This window comes from Erythrobacter sp. K21-9 (assembly GCF_055808355.1).
The window spans coordinates 837,402-855,816 of sequence record NZ_CM147866.1 but is presented as its reverse complement, the minus strand read 5'-3'; the positions used below and the strand labels follow the sequence as shown (position 1 = coordinate 855,816).

Sequence of the window (18,415 nt, the reverse complement as noted above, 5' to 3'; positions counted from 1 at the left end):
GCACCGTATTCGTAGTAAGAGTTTCAAAAGAGAGAGATTCACCATGTCGCTGTTCAATGCAGGCGCCCGCCTGGCTTCCACGAGTATTGCTGCAATCGCGCTGGCGATGGTCGCTCCATCCGCACCGGCGCTTGCCGATGGCCACGCGCATTCCGAAATGGCAGGCGCAGGCGACCTGTCCGAGCTCGTCTCGCAGGTTGCGATACCGTATGAGAGATTCGAGCTCGAAAACGGCCTTACCGTGATTGTCCACGAGGATCGCAAGGCGCCGGTCGTCGGCATCGCGGTGTGGTACAATGTCGGTTCCAAGGATGAGCCGGAAGGCAAGACCGGCTTTGCCCACCTGTTCGAACACCTGATGTTCAACGGAAGCGAAAACGCGCCGAACGATTACTTCCAATACCTCCAGGAAATGGGCGCGACCGATACCAACGGGACGACCAATTTCGACCGGACGAACTATTTCCAGACCGTGCCCAGCCCCGCGCTCGAACGCGCGCTGTGGCTCGAAAGCGACCGCATGGGCTATCTGCTCGGCGCGGTGACGCAGGGGAAGCTCGATAACCAGCGCGGCGTCGTGCAGAATGAAAAGCGCCAGGGCGACAACCAGCCCGGCGGCCTTGTCTTCTATGAAATCCTCGAAAACATGTTCCCTGAAGGGCACCCCTACAGCCATTCGGTGATCGGCTCGATGGCCGATCTCGACAGCGCCTCGATGGAGGACGTGCAGAACTGGTTCCGCGACAAATACGGCCCCAACAACGCGACCGTGGTCCTCGCCGGCGATATCTCCGCCGCCGAAGCCCGGCCGCTGATGGAAAAGTATTTCGGTGAGATCGCGCGCGGTCCGGTCAACAATCCGGCCGAGGCTGCAATCCCCGTGCTGGCCGAAGACAAGCGCAGCGTGATGCGCGATCAGGTGGCCGCAACCACTGTCAGCAAGTTCTGGTCCGCCCCCGGCATCACCAGTGAGGAACTGACCGCTCTCGATATCGGCGCGACCATCCTTGGCGGCCTTGCTTCCAGCAGGCTCGACGAGGTGCTGGTGCGCGATGAGCAGCTGGCGGTCGGCGTCGGCGCAGGCAACTTCGATTTCCAGCGGGTCGGCATCCTGAACGTGTCCGCCACGCTGAAACCCGGCGTAGAGCTCGAAACGCTCGAGGCGCGGCTCGACGAGCTGATCGCCGAATATATTGCCGAGGGACCAACCGACGACGAAGTGCGCCGTGCGGCGACCAACCAGCTTGCCGGCACAATCCGCGGGCTGGAGCAGGTCGGCGGCTTTGGCGGCAAGGCGGTGACGCTGGCGCGCGGCGAAGTGCTCGCTGGCGATCCGGGTTTCTACCAGAAGCAATTCGATGTTCTCGCCACTCTCACCGCAGCCGATGTGAAAGCCGCGATGGAGCGCTGGATGACGCGCCCCAGCTTCACCCTTGTCCTCGAACCGGGTGAGCGCGACGCGCAATACGAGGAGGCAGCCTCGGTCGAGACTGAAGGCGAAAACGCCTCTGAGCGTGACCGCGAAGCCGAAGAGATCACCGTCTCCAAGGTTCGCCCCGCACCGCCGATCGACACGATCGCAACGCTTGATTTCCCCGATCTCGAGCGCGCGATGCTCGCCAACGGAATGCAGCTGACCTACGCGCAGCGCGATGCAGTCCCGGCGACCTATGTGACGCTCTCCTTCGATGCGGGCAGCGCGGCCGATCCGGTCGATATGCGCGGTCTCGAAGACCTCACGCTGTCGCTGTTCGACGAAGGCACAGCCGACATGACCAGTCAGGAAATCGCCGAAGAGCGCGAACGCCTCGGCGCGTCGATCTCGACCGGCGGCGGAGCGGACCGGTCGACTTTCACGCTGTCGGCGCTGTCGTCAAACCTCGTGCCTTCGCTCGAACTCCTCAGCGATATCGTGCGCGAACCTGCGTTCAATCCCGCCGATCTCGAGCGTGTGCGCACGCAGACGGTTACCGGGATCAGGCAGCAGCTGAAGACGCCCCAAGGCATCGCTTTTCGCTCGATCGCGCCGGAGATCTTCGGTGAAGCGAACCCCTATGGCGGGAACAGCTCGGTCGAAAGCGTAACCTCGATCACGCGCGACGATCTGGTCAGCTTCAAGGACACCTGGATCCGCCCCGACAATGGCGAGGTATTCGTGATCTCCGACCGTCCCATGGCTGAAATCGTCACCGCGCTGAACGGCGTGTTCGGCGATTGGGAAGCGCCCGCAGCGGCGAAAGGCACAAAGAGCTTCACGCTCGATGGTGCGCCGGACGCAGGCGGACGGATCATCCTCATCAACCGGCCCAACAGCCCGCAGAGCTTCATCCTCGGCGCGCAGCTGACGCCGCTCAATGCAAGCGATGACAATTACATCGACTTCACCAATGCCAACAATTCGCTTGGCGGCAACTTCCTCGCGCGGCTCAACATGAACCTGCGCGAGACGAAGGGATGGAGCTACGGTGTGCGCGGCGGACCGCAGGCGCGCGAGAACGCAGTGGCCTATACCATTTCCGGCGGCGTCCAGGCGGACCGCACCGGCGATTCGGTTGCCGAGCTGATCCGCGAGACGAGCGAATTCCTGACCACGAACGGCGTCACCACCGAAGAACTGCAGCGCAATGTCGCGCAGGAAATCGGAGAGCTGCCGGGTCGGTTCGAAACCTCGCCCGCCGTCCTGAGCGCCATGCAGAGCAACGCGCTCTACGGACGCCCGGACGACTATTACGAAAGCCTCGTCGAGAAGTACCAGGGCCAGAGCGCTGAAAGCCTCGATGCCGCGGCGCGCGCCGCGCTCGATATCGACAGGTTCGTCTGGGTCGTGGTCGGCGATGCGAGCATGGTGCAGACCCAGCTCGAAGGGCTCGGCCTGCCGGTCGAAGTGCGCGAGCTGCCCGAAGGCGAGTGACGCCAGGCGGGTGACGCTACGGCCTTGAGGGCCAAGTACAATTCAGGAAGGGCGGGAGCGCGCATCGGCGGCTCTCGCCCTTTTTCTTACGCGCCGGATTGAGGTTGAATGGCACTGACACACGTGTAAATACCGCGCTCATGAGTTTCACGGCCATGCGGGCCGATCACGCTCGAACAACACCGCGCGCCGGTCCGCCGCCGCGATCAGCAAGGAGATCATACATGTCTGACGTTTCCGGTACCTACAACACGACCGTCAAGAGCCCGATGGGCGACCAGAGCGGCACCTTCACCGTGGTCGACAATGGCGACGGCACCTTCTCCGGCAACATGGCCGGCGGCATGGGCTCGATGGATGTCGAAGAAGGCAAGGTCGATGGCAACAAGATGACCTGGAAGATGAACATGACCGTCCCGATGCCGATGACGCTCGATTGCGAAGCCACCGTCGAAGGCGACACGCTGGCAGGCAACGTCAATGCCGGCGCATTCGGCGCGATGCCGCTGACGGGTACGAAGGCCGCCTAAGCGCGTCTCTCGCCAGAAACACGCAAAAAGGCCGCCGGAGCACAGCGCTTCGGCGGCCTTTTTCGTGTGCTGAAGAGTTTCTCTTGCGAGCAGTTTCAGTAGCGGAACCTGGCAAGCGCCGGGCGCCCGCACCCGCAAGGCCATTGCCGGCATTAACCCGCCCGATTGCGGACAGTCCGGCGCTCTGGTATTCGCTCACTCTGTAGACATCCGGGGGCTATCCGGGAGGTGTCATGCAGTCGTTGTTCCTGAAATTGGCGTATCGCATCGCGTCGGTGCTGTCATCGCTTTCACCCGCGCTTGCGCGCCTAATCAATCGGCTCGCCATCAGCCGCCTCGCAAAGACCACGCGCAACCGGCCGCATCCGTGGAGCACACTCAACGATCATGTGAGCTGGCGCGGTCTGACCGATCGCAGCTACAGCGCGCGCCATTTGCCCGCGCAGGATATTCCGGACCTCCCCGATGCCGACCGCGTGACCGACCTGTTCCGCGCGCCGGACAGCCGCGACCAGCTCCTGTGCCCCAAATCGACCTGCCTGTTCCCCGCTTTCGCGCAGTACCTGACCGATGGTTTCATCCGGACCATGATCTCGAACGAGTTCGGCAGCGGCGAGACGATCGAGGACCGGCGGCGCAACACCTCCAATCACGAGATCGACCAATGCCCGCTCTATGGCCGCACGGTCGAACAGACCCTCGCGCTGCGCACCCTGAGCGAGGAGCCCGAACTGCGCGGCAGGCTGAAATCCGAAAGCCTGCACAATTCACGCACCGGCACGTTGGAGGAATATCCGCTCAAGCTGTTCGAGCCGGGAGGGATGAGCTTCAATCCGGACTTCACCGACGATGCCGGACGCCCGCTGCTCGATACCCCGCTCGGAATCGACCACACCACTCCCGAGGCGCGCGAGACGCTGTTTGCGGTGGGCGGCGACCGGGCGAACGCCGTGCCGCAGGTGGCGATGCTCAACACGCTGTTCCTGCGCGAACACAACCGGCTAGCGGCGATGATCACGGGTCTCAATCCGAACTGGAACGACCAGCGCGTCTTCGATGCCGCGCGCGCCTGCGTCACGGTGATGTTCATCAAGATCGTGGTCGAGGAATATATCAACCACATCAACTCCACTCCGCTCAAACTCACAGCCGACCCATCGACCGCGTGGAAGGCGAACTGGAACCGGCCCAACTGGATCACGGCGGAATTCAGCCTGCTGTACCGCTGGCATTCGCTGATCCCGGAAACGCTGAATTGGGGCGGCGAGGAATTGCCGGGCGGCGCGCTGAGGCTGAACAATTCCGCCCTGATCGAAGGCGGGCTTGCGAACGGCTTTGTCGATGTCAGCGCCAATCGCGCTGCGGAACTGGGCCTGTTCAACACCGCACCATTCCTTGTCGAGGTCGAAAAGTCTGCGATCCTGCAAGCGCGCGAGAATCGGATCGCGCCGTTTGTCGATTACCAATCCGCCTTCAAGCACAAGCCTGCCCGCGATTGGGACGACATCACGCCCAACACGGCGACACAGCAGGCCTTGCGCAATCTGTACGGCGATGTCGGCAGGCTGGAATTCTACACCGGACTGTTTGCCCAGCCGCGCACCGAAGACGGCCCGCTGCCAGCGCTGCTTCAATCGATGGTCGCGGTCGATGCGTTCTCGCAGGCGCTCACCAACCCGCTCCTGTCACAGCATGTCTGGGGCGATCCTGAGGTGCAATCCGCGACCTTCACGCCCGAAGGCATCGCCGCCATCGAGGACACGACCAGCCTGCGCGATGTGCTGGAGCGCAATTCCGAAGGGCTGGGTCAACGCTTCGTCGGCATGACCCGCGAAGGCTGGCGGCGCGGTCAGGAATAGGCACGGAAAGTTGGCGGTCTGGGCGACGAGTTGACTCACGCCGCATTATGTAATAATGTAATTACATGATTACCGATTCGGACATGGATGACCTGTTCCACGCGCTTGCTCACACCAAGCGCAGGGAAATTCTCGACCTCTTGCGGGGCGAGCCGGGCATGGCGGTCGGCAAGCTGGCGAGCCATTTCGACGTCAGCCGCATCGCCATCATGGCGCATCTCACCGTGCTCGAACGGGCCGACCTGGTGGTGAGCGAGAAAGAGGGCCGCACGCGCAAGCTCTATCTCAACGCGGTCCCCATCAGGCTCATTCAGGAACGCTGGATGGATGGATACAGCGAGCATTTCGCCTCGCGCCTGACGTCGATCAAACACGCCGCGGAAAGCGCGGCCAAGCAGGGGGAAAAGAAATGACCACAAGCGAAACGAAGACGCAAAAGGCAGTCTACAAGGCCTTTATCAAGGCCCCGATCGAGACCGTCTGGAACGAATTGGTCAAGACCGATGAGATGCTGCCGTTCTTCTTCGGTGCGGTCTGCCGAACCCCCGGCGAGATGGAAACCGGCGCGCCGGTCGCAATGGAAACAACCAACGGCAAATATCGCAGCGTCGTTGGCAAAATCATCGAATTCGATCCGCCGCATCGGTATTCGCATACGTTCAAATTCACTGCCTACGACGATCCCCCTTGCGTGGTCACATACGAGCTTACCGAAGTTCAGGGCGGGGTCGATTTCTCGCTCATCACCACCAACGTGCCTGCCGGGACGAAGACCGAAAAGAGCATGGCGCAAGGCGGCACGATGATTGTCGAGACCCTGAAATCGGTGGTCGAGACCGGCAGGCCTTCGCTCGGCACCCGCTTGATGCTCGGCGTCATGGGACTGGCCCAGCCGCTGACGCCGAATTCCAGCCGCTCCGAAAACTGGACCTTCGAGAAAATCGACACCCTCTGACCCAAAGGAGTTTCCCATGGCCGCTTCACCCGATGACCAGCTGGCAACGATGCTGTCCAATATCCCTGAAAAGACCGGAAAGACGCTGCCCGAATGGATCGCTCTGATCCGTGCAAGCGGCGCCGAAAAGCATGGCGAGATCATGAAACTGCTCAAGCAGGAGCATGGCGTTAGCCACGGCTTTGCCAACCTGATCGCATCGAAATCGCGCGAAACCGGAGAGGACGTGGACCTGGTGGCCGCGCAATATTCCGGCGGCAAAGCGGGTTTGCGTCCGCTCTATGAAGAAATCGCCGCGTTTGCGCAGTCACTCGGCAAGGACGTGGAAATTGCGCCCAAGAAGGCGAGTGTCAGCCTGCGCCGCAAGAAGCAGTTTGCGCTCATTACCCCGGCGACCAGGACCCGCATCGACCTCGGTCTGGCGCTAAAGGGCGATCCGGCGAGCGGACGATTGGAGGAATACAACGCGATGTGCAGCCACCGGGTAAGGCTCGAAAGCGCATCCGAATTCGACCAGCAAGTGAAAGACTGGATGCAGCTCGCCTATTCGCGCGCTGGCTGAACGCTACCCCAGCTTGTCCTTCAGGATCTGGTTGACCACCGCCGGGTTCGCCTTGCCCTGCATCGCCTTCATGGTCTGGCCGACGAAGAAGCCGAACAGCTTGTCCTTGCCGCCCTTGTATTGCTCGACCTTGTCCGCGTTGTTCGCGAGGATTTCGTCGATGGCGGTCTCGATCGCGCCCGTATCGCTGACCTGTTTGAGGCCCTCGGTGTCGGCGATCTCTTCGGGCTCGCGGCCCTCGCGCAGGACCAGCTCGAAGATTTCCTTCGCCTGACCACCCGAAATCTCGCCCTTGTCCTGCATGGCGAGGATCTGCGCCTGACGCTCTGCGGTGGCATTGGCCGGATCGGCCTCGTCGCCGGCAGCGTTCATTACGCCGGGGGCGGTGGAGAGCGACCAGTTGGCGACCTGCGTGGCGACCTTCGCCTCGGGCTTGCCGATCTTCGTCGCCGTCACCGACAGCAGCGTCTCGAACCGTCCGAATGTCTCGACCTCGGCGGTCAGCTCGCGCGCATTGTACGGCGTCAGGCCCAGCTCTTCCTCATACCGGCGGCGCTTGGCGTCGGGAAGTTCGGGCAAGCTCGCGCGGCATTCGGTGAGGAAATCATCCTCCAGCACAAGCGGCAGCAGGTCGGGATCGGGGAAGTAGCGATAATCGTGCGCGTCCTCTTTGGACCGCATCGTCCGGGTCGTGCCGGTGGCGACGTCGAACAGGCGCGTTTCCTGATCGACGCTCCCGCCTGATTCCAGCACATCGACCTGCCGCCCTGCTTCGTATTCGATGACCTGCATGACGAACCGCACCGAGTTCACGTTCTTGGTCTCGGTCCGCGCGCCCAGTTCCTCGCCAGCCTTGCGCACCGAGACGTTGACGTCCGCGCGCATCGAGCCTTCTTCCATGTTGCCGTCGCAGCTTCCGACATAGCGCAGGATCGAGCGCAGCTTGCGCACATAGGCGCCCGCCTCGGCAGGCGAGGTCATGTCGGGCCGCGAGACAATCTCCATCAGCGCAACACCGCTGCGGTTGAGATCGACATAGGACATGGTCGGGTGCTGATCATGCATCAGCTTGCCCGCATCCTGCTCGACATGGATACGCTCGATCCCGATGATCTTGTCTTCGGGAATGCCGCCCTTTTCATCCGCTTCGATCAGCAGCTGCCCCTCGCCCACGATGGGGTGATACAGCTGGCTGATCTGATAGCCCTGCGGGAGATCGGCGTAGAAGTAGTTCTTGCGGTCGAAGCGGCTCCATTTGTGGATCTCGGCCTCGATCGCCATGCCGGTGCGCACCGCCTGACGAATGCACTCGGCATTGGGCACCGGAAGCATCCCCGGCATCGCCGCATCGACGAGGGAGACCTGCGAATTGGGCTCCGCCCCGAACGTGGTCGAAGCGCCGGAGAACAGCTTGGAATTGGAGGTGACCTGCGCATGGACCTCAAGGCCGATCACGACCTCCCATTCGCCGGTCTGTCCCTGGATGCGGTAATTACTCATCGTTGTTCACCTGATTGGTGGGTTTGTCTTTTTCAAGCCGCTGCGCCGGACGCACCGGGCCCTTATCCGCTGGCTCATCCTTGACTCGCTTGCCGCTGCTATCGAACCGCGCCTCGCCGTGATCGATCGTCTTGGAGAGGTACATCACGACGCCCCCAAGGATCACGAAACAAACGAGGAAGATGGTCGCGAAGAGCATTCTATGCCGCCTTTTGCGCAGCGGAGATTTCGGGTCTGCCCGACACCAATTTGCGTGACAAGTCGCGGCCGGGTTTCTCGATCAGGTAATAGGTTACGAGTGACCCCATAACCACCACGATGAGCATTGAGAGCGTAATCGCGTCTGCCATTAACGGTGGGCCCTGAAGCACGGTTCGGCCCATGTCATCGACGCTCAGTTCGACGATCTTGGTGACCTGCAGAAACTCTCCGATCCGCCCCTGCACAAACACATGGATCATATAGATCGAATAGCTCGTCAGCCCGAGCCATTGAAACGGTTTTGCGCCGAGTGCCTTTGAAATGAAACCTCGCTGGCTGGCGAGGATGAAGATCATGGCAGCGAAGACAAGAGGAGCAACGAAAGTGAGCGCACGCGTGGTCAGTGACACGAATGCAAAAGTTGCGGCCAGAGCGAGGAGTTCCCAACCCGTCCCGCCTGTTCCGCCGAACTTGCGGAAAGCATGGTAGGTCAGCACCCCAATGCCGAAACCGAAGATGCAACGCAGGATACCACCTTCGAAGGTGATATGGAGGTCTTCTGAAAAGCCCATCATCCAGATCGCGCATCCCGCCGAGAGGAATGCCGCAATCGCAAGCATCGTGCGTTTGGGCGCGAGAAATACAAACGCGAACAACAGGTATGTCCAGATCTCGTACCGCAATGCTCCAGGCAGGGGTATTCCAACCGCGCGCATCGCCAAATCCAAATGTCTGTAGCAGGAAGATGCTCTGAAACAGCGATTCAGGCCCACGTGATCCCGAGAATGCCTCACGCGAGACATATCGGGACAACGTGTCGCCGAACACGATGAGCACCAGCTCAAGCGCAATAAACGCCAGCAGAACGAAGATGTGGAGCGGGTATATGCGCCCCATTCTCAGGCCCATGAACCGCCCGACGGACACCTCGCGGTTTGCAAGGCGAGTGCCATAAGAATGCGCGATCACGAAACCGCTTAAAACAAAGAAATAGTCGACGAACAGCCAGCCGTTCTTTACGATCAGCAGGCTTGATATGTAGCCGTTCGACTGGAAGTGGTAAAGCGCGACGAGCAGCGCACAAATGCCGCGCAGCGCATCGAGCACGTCGAAGCGCATCGCAGCGTCAGCGGCGGGTTGCTCCACTGTCACCACCACTTCTCCGGCGCGTGGGTGAACCCGGCGCGCTGCTGGATCGCCAGACCTGCGTCGAGCACGGTCTGCTCGTCGAACGGCTTGCCGACCAGTTGGAGGCCCAGTGGGAGCCCGTCCTCATTCAGCGTCGCGGGCACACTCATTGCCGGAAGGCCAGCGAGCGAAGCGGGCACGGCGAACACATCGTTGAGATACATCGTCAGCGGATCGTCATTGAGCGATCCCAACGGGAACGATGCGGTCGGCGTGGTCGGGGCGAGGATGACGTCGCATTGCGCCCACGCCTGCTCGAAATCGCGCGCCACGAGCGCACGGACCTTTTGCGCCTGATTGTAATAGGCATCGTAGAAGCCCGCGCTCAGCACATAGGTGCCGATCAGGATGCGGCGCTTGACCTCGTCTCCGAACCCGGCGGCGCGGGTCTCTGCATACATGTCCTGCAATCCGGCTCCATCGGGCAGGTCGCGCAGGCCGTACCGCACGCCGTCATAGCGCGCGAGGTTGGAGGACGCCTCGGCAGGGGCGATGATGTAGTATGCGGGCAGCGCGTATTTGGTGTGCGGCAGCGAGATGTCGACGATTTCCGCGCCCGCATCCTTCAGCCACGCCTTGCCCTGCTCCCAGCTGTCGAGGATCGCCTGATCGGTCCCCTCCATCCGGTATTCCTTGGGGATGCCGACCTTCTTGCCCTTGAGGTCTGCGCTGAGCGCGCTTTCCCAGTCGGGCACGTCCATTTTGAGGCTGGTCGCGTCCTTCGCATCGAAGCCCGCCATCGCGCCGAGCATGATCGCGCAATCCTCGACCGAGCGCGACATTGGCCCGGCCTGATCGAGCGAGGACGCAAACGCCACCACGCCCCAGCGCGAGCAGCGGCCATAGGTCGGCTTGATCCCGCAAATCCCGGTAAACGCGGCGGGCTGGCGGATCGAGCCGCCGGTGTCGGTGCCAGTCGCAGCAGGCGCGATGCGCGCTGCAACCGCTGTCGACGAACCGCCTGAGGAACCGCCGGGCGACATCGCGGCATTGGTGCCCTCCTTGCGCCACGGCGAGGAGACATTGCCGAAATAGCTGGTTTCGTTGGACGACCCCATCGCGAACTGGTCGAGGTTCAGCTTGCCCAGCATCCCGGCCCCCGCATCCCACAGGTTTTGCGAGACGGTGCTTTCATAGTGCGGCGAAAAGCCTTCGAGGATGTGGCTGGCGGCGGTGGTCTGGACGCCGCGCGTTGCAAACAGGTCCTTCATCCCGATCGGCACGCCCGCCATCGGCCCGAGATCCTTGCCATCGGCGCGGGCCTTGTCGGCGGCGTCGGCAGCGGCGAGCGCGTGATCGGGCGTCGTCACGATAAAGGCGTTGAGCTGCGCTGCGGCGGCTACGGCAGCGTTGAAATCTTCCGCCACTTCGCGGGCGGTGAAGTCTCCGCCGCGTACACCGTCGCGGATGGCTTTCACGCCAAGCTGTGTGAGATCAGTCATATTATTCGATCACCTTGGGCACACCGAAAAATCCGTGTTCGGCGGCAGGGGCATTGGCGAGCACGTCGTCGCGCCGCCCGCCAGCAGTTTTCGGGTCGGCATCGACCACGTCTTCGCGCAGGCGCAGCGTGTTCGGGATCACCGCGCTCATCGGCTCCACGCCCTGCACGTCCACTTCGCCCAGCTGCTCGACCCATTCGAGGATGTTGTTGAGCTCGGGCACAAGGTTTTCGAGTTCATCGTCGCCCATCTTGATCCGCGCCAGCGACGCGATCTTGGCGACGGTCTGCTTGTCTACCGACATGGCATGTCTCTCGGGATTATTCGTTCGGGAGGGGAACGGGCGGCGGCTGCATGCCGGGCGCGTTCTGCGGAGGCGCACCTGCAGGTCCGCCGGGAGGTCCGCGCATCCCGCCGGGCCCCTGCTGCTGCATGGCCTGCTGCAGGATTTGCAGGTTTCGGTCGAATGTTTCCTTCGACATGAAATCGACCAGCTCGATCTCGAAGATCAGGTCGGCATTGGGCGGGATCGGCGCGCCGGGAGGCGGCTCCGCACCGTAGGCCTGTTCCGACGGGATATAGACCTCGTACTTGCCGCCCTTCTGCATCTGCTGAAGGCTGTTGAAGAACCCGTCGATGGTCGCGCCTTCCTCGATCGGGAACGGCGTGCCTTCGGGAAACAGGCCCTGGATCGGCAGCGGGATGTCCTGCGATTCGTCGAAGGTTTCGCCGGAGGAGGCCAGCTTGCCCTTGTATTTGACGAAGGCGACATCGCCGGCCTGCGGGCTCGCACCCTCGCCAGCCACGAGCGTGTCAATGTCGAGCCCCTTGGGCATCGCTGCCCATGCAAGGCCGCCGCCGAGCAGGATGGCGAGCGCCACGCCAAGCCACAGCTTGGTCAGCGAACCGTCGGTCACGGGCTTGATGGGGACGCGGGTAACTTCGGTCATTGGATTTCCCTGATCGGATGCGCGCTTCTGGCGGGATTGGTCCCGCGGAATCTGGATAGCAAAAGGGCGCGGAATGATACCGCGCCCTGATGGCTTATCATGTGTAAGCGTTCAAGCGGATTTCCGCCCAAATGCCAGCATTACTTGATGCCGTCACGCTCCATGCGCTTGCGCTCGAGCTTGCGAGCGCGGCGAACGGCGGCAGCCTTTTCACGGGCGCGCTTTTCGCTGGGCTTTTCGTAATGGCGACGCAGCTTCATTTCGCGATAAACGCCTTCACGCTGCAGCTTCTTCTTGAGCGCGCGGAGGGCCTGATCGACATTGTTATCGCGAACCATGATTTGCATAAACGAATTCTACCTCATTCCAATTGCGCCCCGCCCCGATGATCGAAAACCCGAATACCGAAGCCCCGCTGTCGAATCGCGGGAGTGCGCGTAAATTTGACGTTAAAAACGGCGCTATTCCCACCCTTTCAAGGCTCGGAACGCGCTCGAACTAGGGCCCGTATAGCGATTGCTGCATAAATTGGCAAGATATCAAAGCGTCAAACGGCGGTGCCGCGCCGATTGCAACTGCCTTCGGCGCTATGCAGGATGCATAGTGGTCGCTAAAGGGCTGCAAATGACCACCCTCACCCTATCACCTTTGGCCGCTTCTGCCACCGTTGCGCTTGGCGGCGCTATCGGCGCTGTGGGTCGGTATCAGCTGGGCCGGGCGGTCATGCATCAGGTCGGCGCGGGCGCGGCTTTTCCTTGGCCGACGCTGGCGGCCAACGTGATCGGATGCCTGGCGATGGGCGTGCTGTTCGGGTGGCTGGCGCGCACCGGGCACACCAATGAAACACTGCGCCTGTTGCTTGGCGTTGGCCTGCTTGGCGGGTTCACCACATTCAGCGCCTTCGGGCTTGAAATGCTGCTGCTGATCGAGCGCGGCTTTGCCGGGCTGGCGGTCATCTATGCCGCCGTTTCGGTCCTTGCAGGGCTGGCAGCGCTTTACGTCGGTCTTCTCATCATGCGGGGGGCAGCATGAAACCCAAAGCTGCAGCGCAGGTCCGCCAATTCACCGTGAGCGAGGACGATGACGGCATCCGTCTGGATCGCTGGTTCAAACGTAACCTGCCGCAGATCGGCTTTGCCACCGTGTCGCGCTGGGCGCGCACCGGTCAGGTCCGCGTCGATGGCAAGCGCGCCAAGCCCGAAGACCGCCTCGCCGAAGGGCAGACCCTGCGCGTCCCTCCGGGCGGAGAGGCCAGGCATAAGGCCCCTCGCCCCAAGCGCGAGCTGACCGCGGACGAAATTGCCGAGGCACACGCCATGGTGATCCGCGAAACGCCGAGCGCCATCGTGCTCAACAAGCCGCCGGGCCTCGCGACGCAGGGCGGCAGCAAGACGACCAAGCATGTCGACGGGCTGCTCGACGCGTTTGTCGAGGACGCCGAGACACCGCGTCCGCGCCTCGTCCACCGGCTCGACAAGGATACCTCGGGCGTGTTGCTGATCGCGCGCACTCCGGGCAGCGCGGCATCCTATTCGCGGAGGTTCTCGGGCCGCAGCGCCCGCAAGGTCTACTGGGCGCTGATCGTCGGCGCGCCTGAAGTGCGCGAAGGCACGATCGACGCCCCGCTCGCCAAGCAGCCGGGCACGGGCGGCGAAAAAATGCATGTCGACGAGGAAGGTGGCGCAGTCGCGCGCACCCGCTACCGCGTGGTCGAGCGCGCCGGATCGCGTGCCGCATGGGTCGAACTTGAACCGCTCACGGGACGCACCCACCAGCTGCGGGTGCACATGGCGGCCATCGGCCACCCCATCGTCGGCGACGGCAAATATGGCGGGCAGGACGCTTTCCTGACCGGCAGCATCAGCCGCAAGATGCACCTCCACGCGCGCCGCCTCATCATTTCGCAGCCCGGCAACGAGGCTGCGGGCGCGGCGACCGGCGGCGGCAAGCTGGACGTGACCGCCGAGCTGCCCGAGCATTTCGCCTCCAGCATGGAAGCGCTCGGTTTCGACCTGTCGCTGTCCGATGCCTCGCCCGTGCGCGACGAAGCGCCCGAGCGCACGCCGACCGAAAAGAAGCAGGCCGCCCGGCGCCATGCCAAGCAATATCGCAAGGACCGCCGGGGCGAGCGCAAGAGCCGCACGATCTCAGCCGAAACCACCAAGAAAAAGGCGAAGGCTGCGGCCAAGGCCAAGGGTAAAGGCAAGGGCAAGCCCCGGCCCGGACGCCGCAAGAAATGAGCGTGAAGCTGGCGGTCTTCGATTGCGACGGTACGCTGGTCGACGGGCAAGCCGATGTGTGCTGGGCAATGGAGCGCGCCTTTACCCGCGCCGATTTGCCCGCGCCTGACAGCAACCAGGTGCGCCGCATGGTTGGCCTGAGCCTCGGCGTGGCGGTGCGGGAGCTTGCGCCCGAGCTTGACGAGGACAAGGCGCGCGACGTCACGGAATTCTACAAATCGAGCTTTCGCGCGCGCCGCGAGGAAGGCCTGCTCGACGAACCGCTTTACGATGGCATGGCCGAATTGCTCCATTCGCTGCACGGCGATGGCTGGAGCCTCGCGGTCGCCACTGGCAAGTCGGATCGCGGCCTGACCGCCTGCCTCGAAGGGCACGGCCTTGCGGGCCTGTTCGTCTCGCTCCAGACCGCCGACCGCCACCCCTCCAAACCGCACCCTGCCATGCTGGAGGCAGCCCTGTTCGAGGCAGGCGCAGCGCCGGGGCAAGCGGTGATGATCGGCGATACCAGCTTCGACATGCAGATGGCGGGCGCTGCGAATGTCCGCGCACTCGGCGTGGCGTGGGGCTACCACCCGCCGGAGGAATTGCGCGCGACCGGAGCGAGCCGAGGTCGTGGACCGCGTGGCCGATCTGGGCGCGGCACTGGAGCGCGCGCTGTGAGCGGCCTTCAAGACACCGATGCGCTCGCGCAGAAGCGCTACATGATAATGAACGCGGTGAGGATCGTCGCCATCGGCGCCGTCATCGTGGGGATCGCGATTGCTCGCAGCCTCGTTGATCTGCCTTACGCGCTTGGGGTGGTGCTGGCGCTCGCCGGGATGATCGCATTCTTCTTTGCGCCGCCCATGCTCGCGAAGAAATGGAAATCGGACGCCGGAGACGAGCAGGAATGAAGCGGTTTTTCGACGCGGTGGGCATCCGCGAGGTCGAAAGCTTAGGCGAAAGCGGCGGCTGGCAGGTCACGCTCGATGGGCGCGGCCTCAAGACGGTGAAGGGTACGCCGCAAATCCTGCCCAGCAAGACGCTGGCCCAGGTGCTGGCGGACGAATGGGATATCCAGGGCGAAGAGCTCGATCCAAGACTGTTTCCGCTGCGCGACATGGCCGATTACGCCATCGATATCGTCGGAGCCGACACCGGCGTTGTAACTGACAAGCTCATCGCGTTCGGCGACACCGACACGCTGCTCTACCGCGCCGACCCCGACGAGCCGCTCTATGCGCGCCAGCAAGACGTGTGGGAGCCGGTCGTGCAGGCTTTCGAAGAGAGCGAAGGCATCACACTCGCCCGGGTGAGCGGCATCGTCCACCACCCGCAAAGCGAGCAGGCTCTGGCTACACTGAAAACCCGGCTCGCGGAAAAGAACGGGTTCGAACTGGCCGGGATCGAGGCGATGACATCGCTTGCGGCTTCGCTGGTCATCGCCCTGTCCTCTGCGGCACAAGAAAGCGACGCCAATGCCGCAGCGCTATGGCGGGCGGCAAGCCTCGAAGAAGAATGGCAGGCCGATCTGTGGGGCCGCGATACCGAGGCCGAGGCGCAGCGCGCCAAACGCGCGAGCGATTTTCTCAGCGCGTGGAAATTCGTGCGGGCTGCGGGTTCACGCTGAGGGCGTCTCAGCCCGCTTCCGTCATCCAGTCCGCCACTTCGCCCGCGACCGTGTTCGCTGCGCGGTTGAGCGCAGGGCCGACCGAGCCGGGTTCGGGCAGGATACCGCTCTCGCTCGCCTCGAACCGGCGCGAGGCGACTGTGCCGTCGGCGTAGGTGCGAGATCGCATCGAAGCGGACGACGGCGGTCGAACTGCCCGCATCGTAGCCCATTTCCATCAGCGTCCCGCGCACGCTTTGCGCAGCCAATAGCGGCGTATCGTCATTGTCGAGCACCAGCGTCTCGCCGCGCGCGCGCAATGTCTCACCGATCAGGCGGCGGAACAGGCGCGCCGGTTTCTCGACCCAGAATGCATCCTGAAGATAGGCCAGCTCCGTGTCCGACACGGACACGGGCACACGCAGGACATCGAGTTTCGCCGGAGCTTCCAGCGGAAGGATCGCAATTGCAGCGGACGCATCGGCGGTGCTTGCCGTCGCCCCCGGTCCCGCCGCAGCGGTCGTCACCGGATTGAGCGTCAGCAGGCTTTCGGGCGGCTCGGCGCCCAGACTGATGCAGCCGGACAAGGCTATCGCCGCGGCGCTGATAACGCTCGTTCTGGCCAATAACGTCATGGCGCTGCGCGGTGAGGGCTTCGGTGTTGTCATCCTCGGTGTTCCCCTCATGGCTCGTAATCCGGCAGTTTCTGGCCCTCGAGCAGCGCGCCTGCCCCCTTGCTGTCGAGCTTTTCGGTCAGCGATCTGAGGCTGCGGCTGGTCGTGCGCAGGTCCTGCAGGGTTGCCTCGGCAGCGGGCAGCGTGCTTTCGCGCAATTGCCGGGCTGCGGGGCGTGTGTCTTCAAGCGTGGCCGCAAGCGAGGACGCGGCCTGATTGGCAGATCTCAGCGTGCCGCGCAGTTCCTCGGCCAACGCGGCCCCTTCCTGATTGAGCAATGCGTCGGTCGTCTCGGTCGCCTGCTCGAACGCATCGAGCGCCTCGCCAGCCTCTCTTAAGGTGACCTGCAATTCGGCGAATGTCCCTTCCAGCTGGGGTGCAGCCTGCGCCAGCTCCTCTGTCAGCCGGTTCGAATTGCGCAGGATACCGGTCAATTGCTGCTGGTTTTCCGGGCCGAGCAGGATGTTGAGGTTCTCGGTCAGCGTCGCGAGCCGTTCAAGCAAAAGCGGCGCGTTGTTGAGCAGCGCGTTGATGCCGCCATCCTTGGGCGGGATGACCGGACGTCCTTCGGGACAAGCGGTGGTTTCGCACGTGATCGGCGGCGCATCCTTGCGCGCGCCGTCGAGCAGGATGTTTGACACGCCGGTAAAGCTGGCCTGGATCGTGGCGGTGGTGCCGACCAGGATCGGGACTTCCTCGCGCACCTTGATCCGGACGCGCACGAATTCGGGGTCTTCGTCGGACAGGGCGATCTGCGTCACCTGCCCCACGGGAACCCCGGCATAGGAAACCTGGCTGCCGCTCGCGAGGCCGGAGACCGATTGCGCATAGAAAATGTCGTATTCGTTCTGATCGCCCTGACCCAGCCGGGCGATCCAGATGATGAACGCGGCGAGCGCCGCCAGCAAAAGCAGCGTGACCGCACCGACCCAGAGATGATTTGCCCGCGTTTCCATACCGCTCCTATGGCCGTTCTTGGACGGCAATGTCCATCGACTTATCCATTACGGCCACTCCCCCGCGAACATGCGTATCGCGGGCGGCGCGCCCGCGCGGACCGTTGAAATATTCGTGAATCCAGGGATGTTCGGCTTCGAGCAATTCCGGGATCGTCCCCACGGCGATCACCTTTTTATCGGCGATGACCGCCACCCGGTCGCAGATTTCGTACAGCGTATCGAGATCGTGCGTGATGAGGAACACGGTCAGCCCAAGCGTCTCTTTCAGCTCCTTGGTCTGCCGGTCGAACTTGGCCGCGCCGATCGGATCGAGGCCCGCCGTCGGTTCGTCAAGGAACAGCAGTTTCGGATCGAGTGCCAGCGCGCGGGCAAGGCCGGCGCGCTTCTTCATGCCGCCCGACAATTCGGACGGATATTTGGAAGTCGCGTCTTCCGGCAGGCCGGACAGCTGAACCTTGTAGCGGGCGATATCGCGCCGCAGCTCGGGCTCGATTTCGGGATAGAATTGCTTGATCGGCACTTCGACGTTTTCGCCCACCGTCAGCGTGGAGAACAGCGCGCCGCCCTGGAACAGGACGCCCCATTGGCAGCGCACGCCGATATTTTCGTCGGGATCGACCCCGGTGATCTCGCGGCCCAGAACGTGGACACGGCCTGCATTGGGATGCTGCAAGCCGATGATCGAGCGCATCAGCACCGATTTGCCGGTGCCAGATCCGCCGACCACGCCGATGATCTCGCCCGAATTGACCGTCAGGTCGAGCCCTTCGTGAACGGCGAAATCGCCGAACCGATTGACCAGTCCCTCGACCACGATGGGCGGTTCGCCTTCGGGCAGGTAAGCTCTTTCCAGCAT

At 63.0% G+C, this 18,415-nt stretch carries 20 protein-coding genes and 2 pseudogenes; 10 read left to right on the top strand and 12 right to left on the bottom strand.

The window, feature by feature from the left end; all coding sequences use genetic code 11:
* Positions 1 to 43: 43 nt before the first annotated feature.
* The 6 genes from AC0L39_RS04335 to AC0L39_RS04310 all read left to right on the top strand — a co-directional run bounded on the left by AC0L39_RS04335 (position 44) and on the right by AC0L39_RS04310 (position 6,817).
* Complete coding sequence (locus AC0L39_RS04335) at positions 44 to 2,911, top strand: M16 family metallopeptidase (RefSeq protein WP_473261010.1); 2,868 nt, start codon at positions 44 to 46, stop codon at positions 2,909 to 2,911.
* A 224-nt stretch (positions 2,912 to 3,135) separates the two neighbouring features.
* Positions 3,136 to 3,441: a hypothetical protein gene (locus AC0L39_RS04330; RefSeq protein ID WP_473261008.1), complete on the top strand. Its 306-nt coding sequence runs from the start codon at positions 3,136 to 3,138 to the stop codon at positions 3,439 to 3,441.
* A 233-nt stretch (positions 3,442 to 3,674) separates the two neighbouring features.
* Positions 3,675 to 5,300, top strand: coding sequence for a peroxidase family protein (locus AC0L39_RS04325; protein WP_473261006.1), 1,626 nt, complete (start codon positions 3,675 to 3,677; stop codon positions 5,298 to 5,300).
* Between the two features lie 65 nt (positions 5,301 to 5,365).
* Positions 5,366 to 5,713, top strand: a complete 348-nt coding sequence (locus tag AC0L39_RS04320; RefSeq protein WP_473261004.1) for an ArsR/SmtB family transcription factor — start codon at positions 5,366 to 5,368, stop codon at positions 5,711 to 5,713.
* The gene (locus tag AC0L39_RS04315) at positions 5,710 to 6,255 is read left to right on the top strand and encodes an SRPBCC domain-containing protein (protein ID WP_473261002.1); all 546 of its coding nucleotides are present in this window, start codon (positions 5,710 to 5,712) and stop codon (positions 6,253 to 6,255) included. Before AC0L39_RS04320 ends, AC0L39_RS04315 begins: the two co-directional genes overlap by 4 nt.
* A 16-nt stretch (positions 6,256 to 6,271) precedes the next feature.
* Entirely contained in the window at positions 6,272 to 6,817 is a 546-nt protein-coding gene (locus AC0L39_RS04310; protein ID WP_473261000.1) for a DUF5655 domain-containing protein, read from the top strand.
* A gap of 3 nt (positions 6,818 to 6,820) precedes the next feature.
* On the opposite strand, the gene gatB is transcribed toward AC0L39_RS04310, so the two are convergent.
* The 8 genes and pseudogenes from gatB to rpsU all read right to left on the bottom strand — a co-directional run bounded on the left by gatB (position 6,821) and on the right by rpsU (position 12,445).
* Positions 6,821 to 8,317 (bottom strand): Asp-tRNA(Asn)/Glu-tRNA(Gln) amidotransferase subunit GatB, encoded by a 1,497-nt coding sequence (gatB, locus tag AC0L39_RS04305; RefSeq protein WP_473260998.1) that lies wholly within the window; start codon positions 8,315 to 8,317, stop codon positions 6,821 to 6,823.
* Entirely contained in the window at positions 8,310 to 8,516 is a 207-nt protein-coding gene (locus tag AC0L39_RS04300; protein ID WP_473260996.1) for a hypothetical protein, read from the bottom strand. The genes gatB and AC0L39_RS04300 overlap by 8 nt, the downstream gene beginning before the upstream one ends.
* Position 8,517: 1 nt before the next feature.
* Positions 8,518 to 9,174: an acyltransferase family protein gene (locus AC0L39_RS04295; protein ID WP_473262505.1), complete on the bottom strand. Its 657-nt coding sequence runs from the start codon at positions 9,172 to 9,174 to the stop codon at positions 8,518 to 8,520.
* A 130-nt stretch (positions 9,175 to 9,304) separates the two neighbouring features.
* Positions 9,305 to 9,637, bottom strand: a pseudogene (locus AC0L39_RS04290) (acyltransferase family protein); the annotation flags it as partial.
* Between the two features lie 29 nt (positions 9,638 to 9,666).
* Complete coding sequence (gene gatA, locus AC0L39_RS04285) at positions 9,667 to 11,148, bottom strand: Asp-tRNA(Asn)/Glu-tRNA(Gln) amidotransferase subunit GatA (RefSeq protein WP_473260994.1); 1,482 nt, start codon at positions 11,146 to 11,148, stop codon at positions 9,667 to 9,669.
* Position 11,149: 1 nt separating this feature from the next.
* On the bottom strand, positions 11,150 to 11,452 hold the full coding sequence (gatC, locus tag AC0L39_RS04280) for an Asp-tRNA(Asn)/Glu-tRNA(Gln) amidotransferase subunit GatC (protein ID WP_473260992.1): 303 nt from the start codon (positions 11,450 to 11,452) through the stop codon (positions 11,150 to 11,152).
* A 16-nt stretch (positions 11,453 to 11,468) separates the two neighbouring features.
* Positions 11,469 to 12,098 carry an FKBP-type peptidyl-prolyl cis-trans isomerase gene (locus AC0L39_RS04275; RefSeq protein ID WP_473260990.1) on the bottom strand — a complete coding sequence of 210 codons (630 nt, stop codon included), beginning with the start codon at positions 12,096 to 12,098 and terminating at the stop codon, positions 11,469 to 11,471.
* 140 nt (positions 12,099 to 12,238) lie between these two features.
* Entirely contained in the window at positions 12,239 to 12,445 is a 207-nt protein-coding gene (gene rpsU / locus AC0L39_RS04270) for a 30S ribosomal protein S21 (RefSeq protein ID WP_006834591.1), read from the bottom strand.
* 277 nt (positions 12,446 to 12,722) lie between these two features.
* Between rpsU and crcB the strand changes: the two genes are divergently transcribed.
* From crcB to AC0L39_RS04250, 4 genes are read left to right on the top strand one after another with little or no spacing between them, the layout of a single operon-like run.
* A complete protein-coding gene (crcB, locus tag AC0L39_RS04265; protein ID WP_473260988.1) occupies positions 12,723 to 13,130 on the top strand; it encodes a fluoride efflux transporter CrcB in 408 nt (135 codons plus the stop codon).
* Positions 13,127 to 14,338, top strand: a complete 1,212-nt coding sequence (locus AC0L39_RS04260; RefSeq protein WP_473260986.1) for an RluA family pseudouridine synthase — start codon at positions 13,127 to 13,129, stop codon at positions 14,336 to 14,338. Before crcB ends, AC0L39_RS04260 begins: the two co-directional genes overlap by 4 nt.
* A gap of 2 nt (positions 14,339 to 14,340) precedes the next feature.
* The gene (locus AC0L39_RS04255) at positions 14,341 to 15,231 is read left to right on the top strand and encodes an HAD hydrolase-like protein (RefSeq protein WP_473260984.1); all 891 of its coding nucleotides are present in this window, start codon (positions 14,341 to 14,343) and stop codon (positions 15,229 to 15,231) included.
* Positions 15,228 to 15,947 carry an ATP12 family protein gene (locus tag AC0L39_RS04250; protein WP_473260983.1) on the top strand — a complete coding sequence of 240 codons (720 nt, stop codon included), beginning with the start codon at positions 15,228 to 15,230 and terminating at the stop codon, positions 15,945 to 15,947. The genes AC0L39_RS04255 and AC0L39_RS04250 overlap by 4 nt, the downstream gene beginning before the upstream one ends.
* 7 nt (positions 15,948 to 15,954) lie before the next feature.
* Here the strand turns inward: AC0L39_RS04250 and AC0L39_RS04245 are convergent, their stop codons facing one another.
* From AC0L39_RS04245 to AC0L39_RS04230, 4 genes and pseudogenes are all read right to left on the bottom strand, one after another.
* Complete coding sequence (locus AC0L39_RS04245) at positions 15,955 to 16,116, bottom strand: hypothetical protein (protein ID WP_473260981.1); 162 nt, start codon at positions 16,114 to 16,116, stop codon at positions 15,955 to 15,957.
* 166 nt (positions 16,117 to 16,282) lie between these two features.
* Positions 16,283 to 16,561 (bottom strand): annotated as a pseudogene (locus AC0L39_RS04240) (ABC-type transport auxiliary lipoprotein family protein); the annotation flags it as partial.
* A 47-nt stretch (positions 16,562 to 16,608) separates the two neighbouring features.
* Positions 16,609 to 17,556 carry an MlaD family protein gene (locus AC0L39_RS04235; protein WP_473260979.1) on the bottom strand — a complete coding sequence of 316 codons (948 nt, stop codon included), beginning with the start codon at positions 17,554 to 17,556 and terminating at the stop codon, positions 16,609 to 16,611.
* Between the two features lie 7 nt (positions 17,557 to 17,563).
* Positions 17,564 to 18,415 carry an ABC transporter ATP-binding protein gene (locus AC0L39_RS04230; protein WP_473260977.1) on the bottom strand — a complete coding sequence of 284 codons (852 nt, stop codon included), beginning with the start codon at positions 18,413 to 18,415 and terminating at the stop codon, positions 17,564 to 17,566.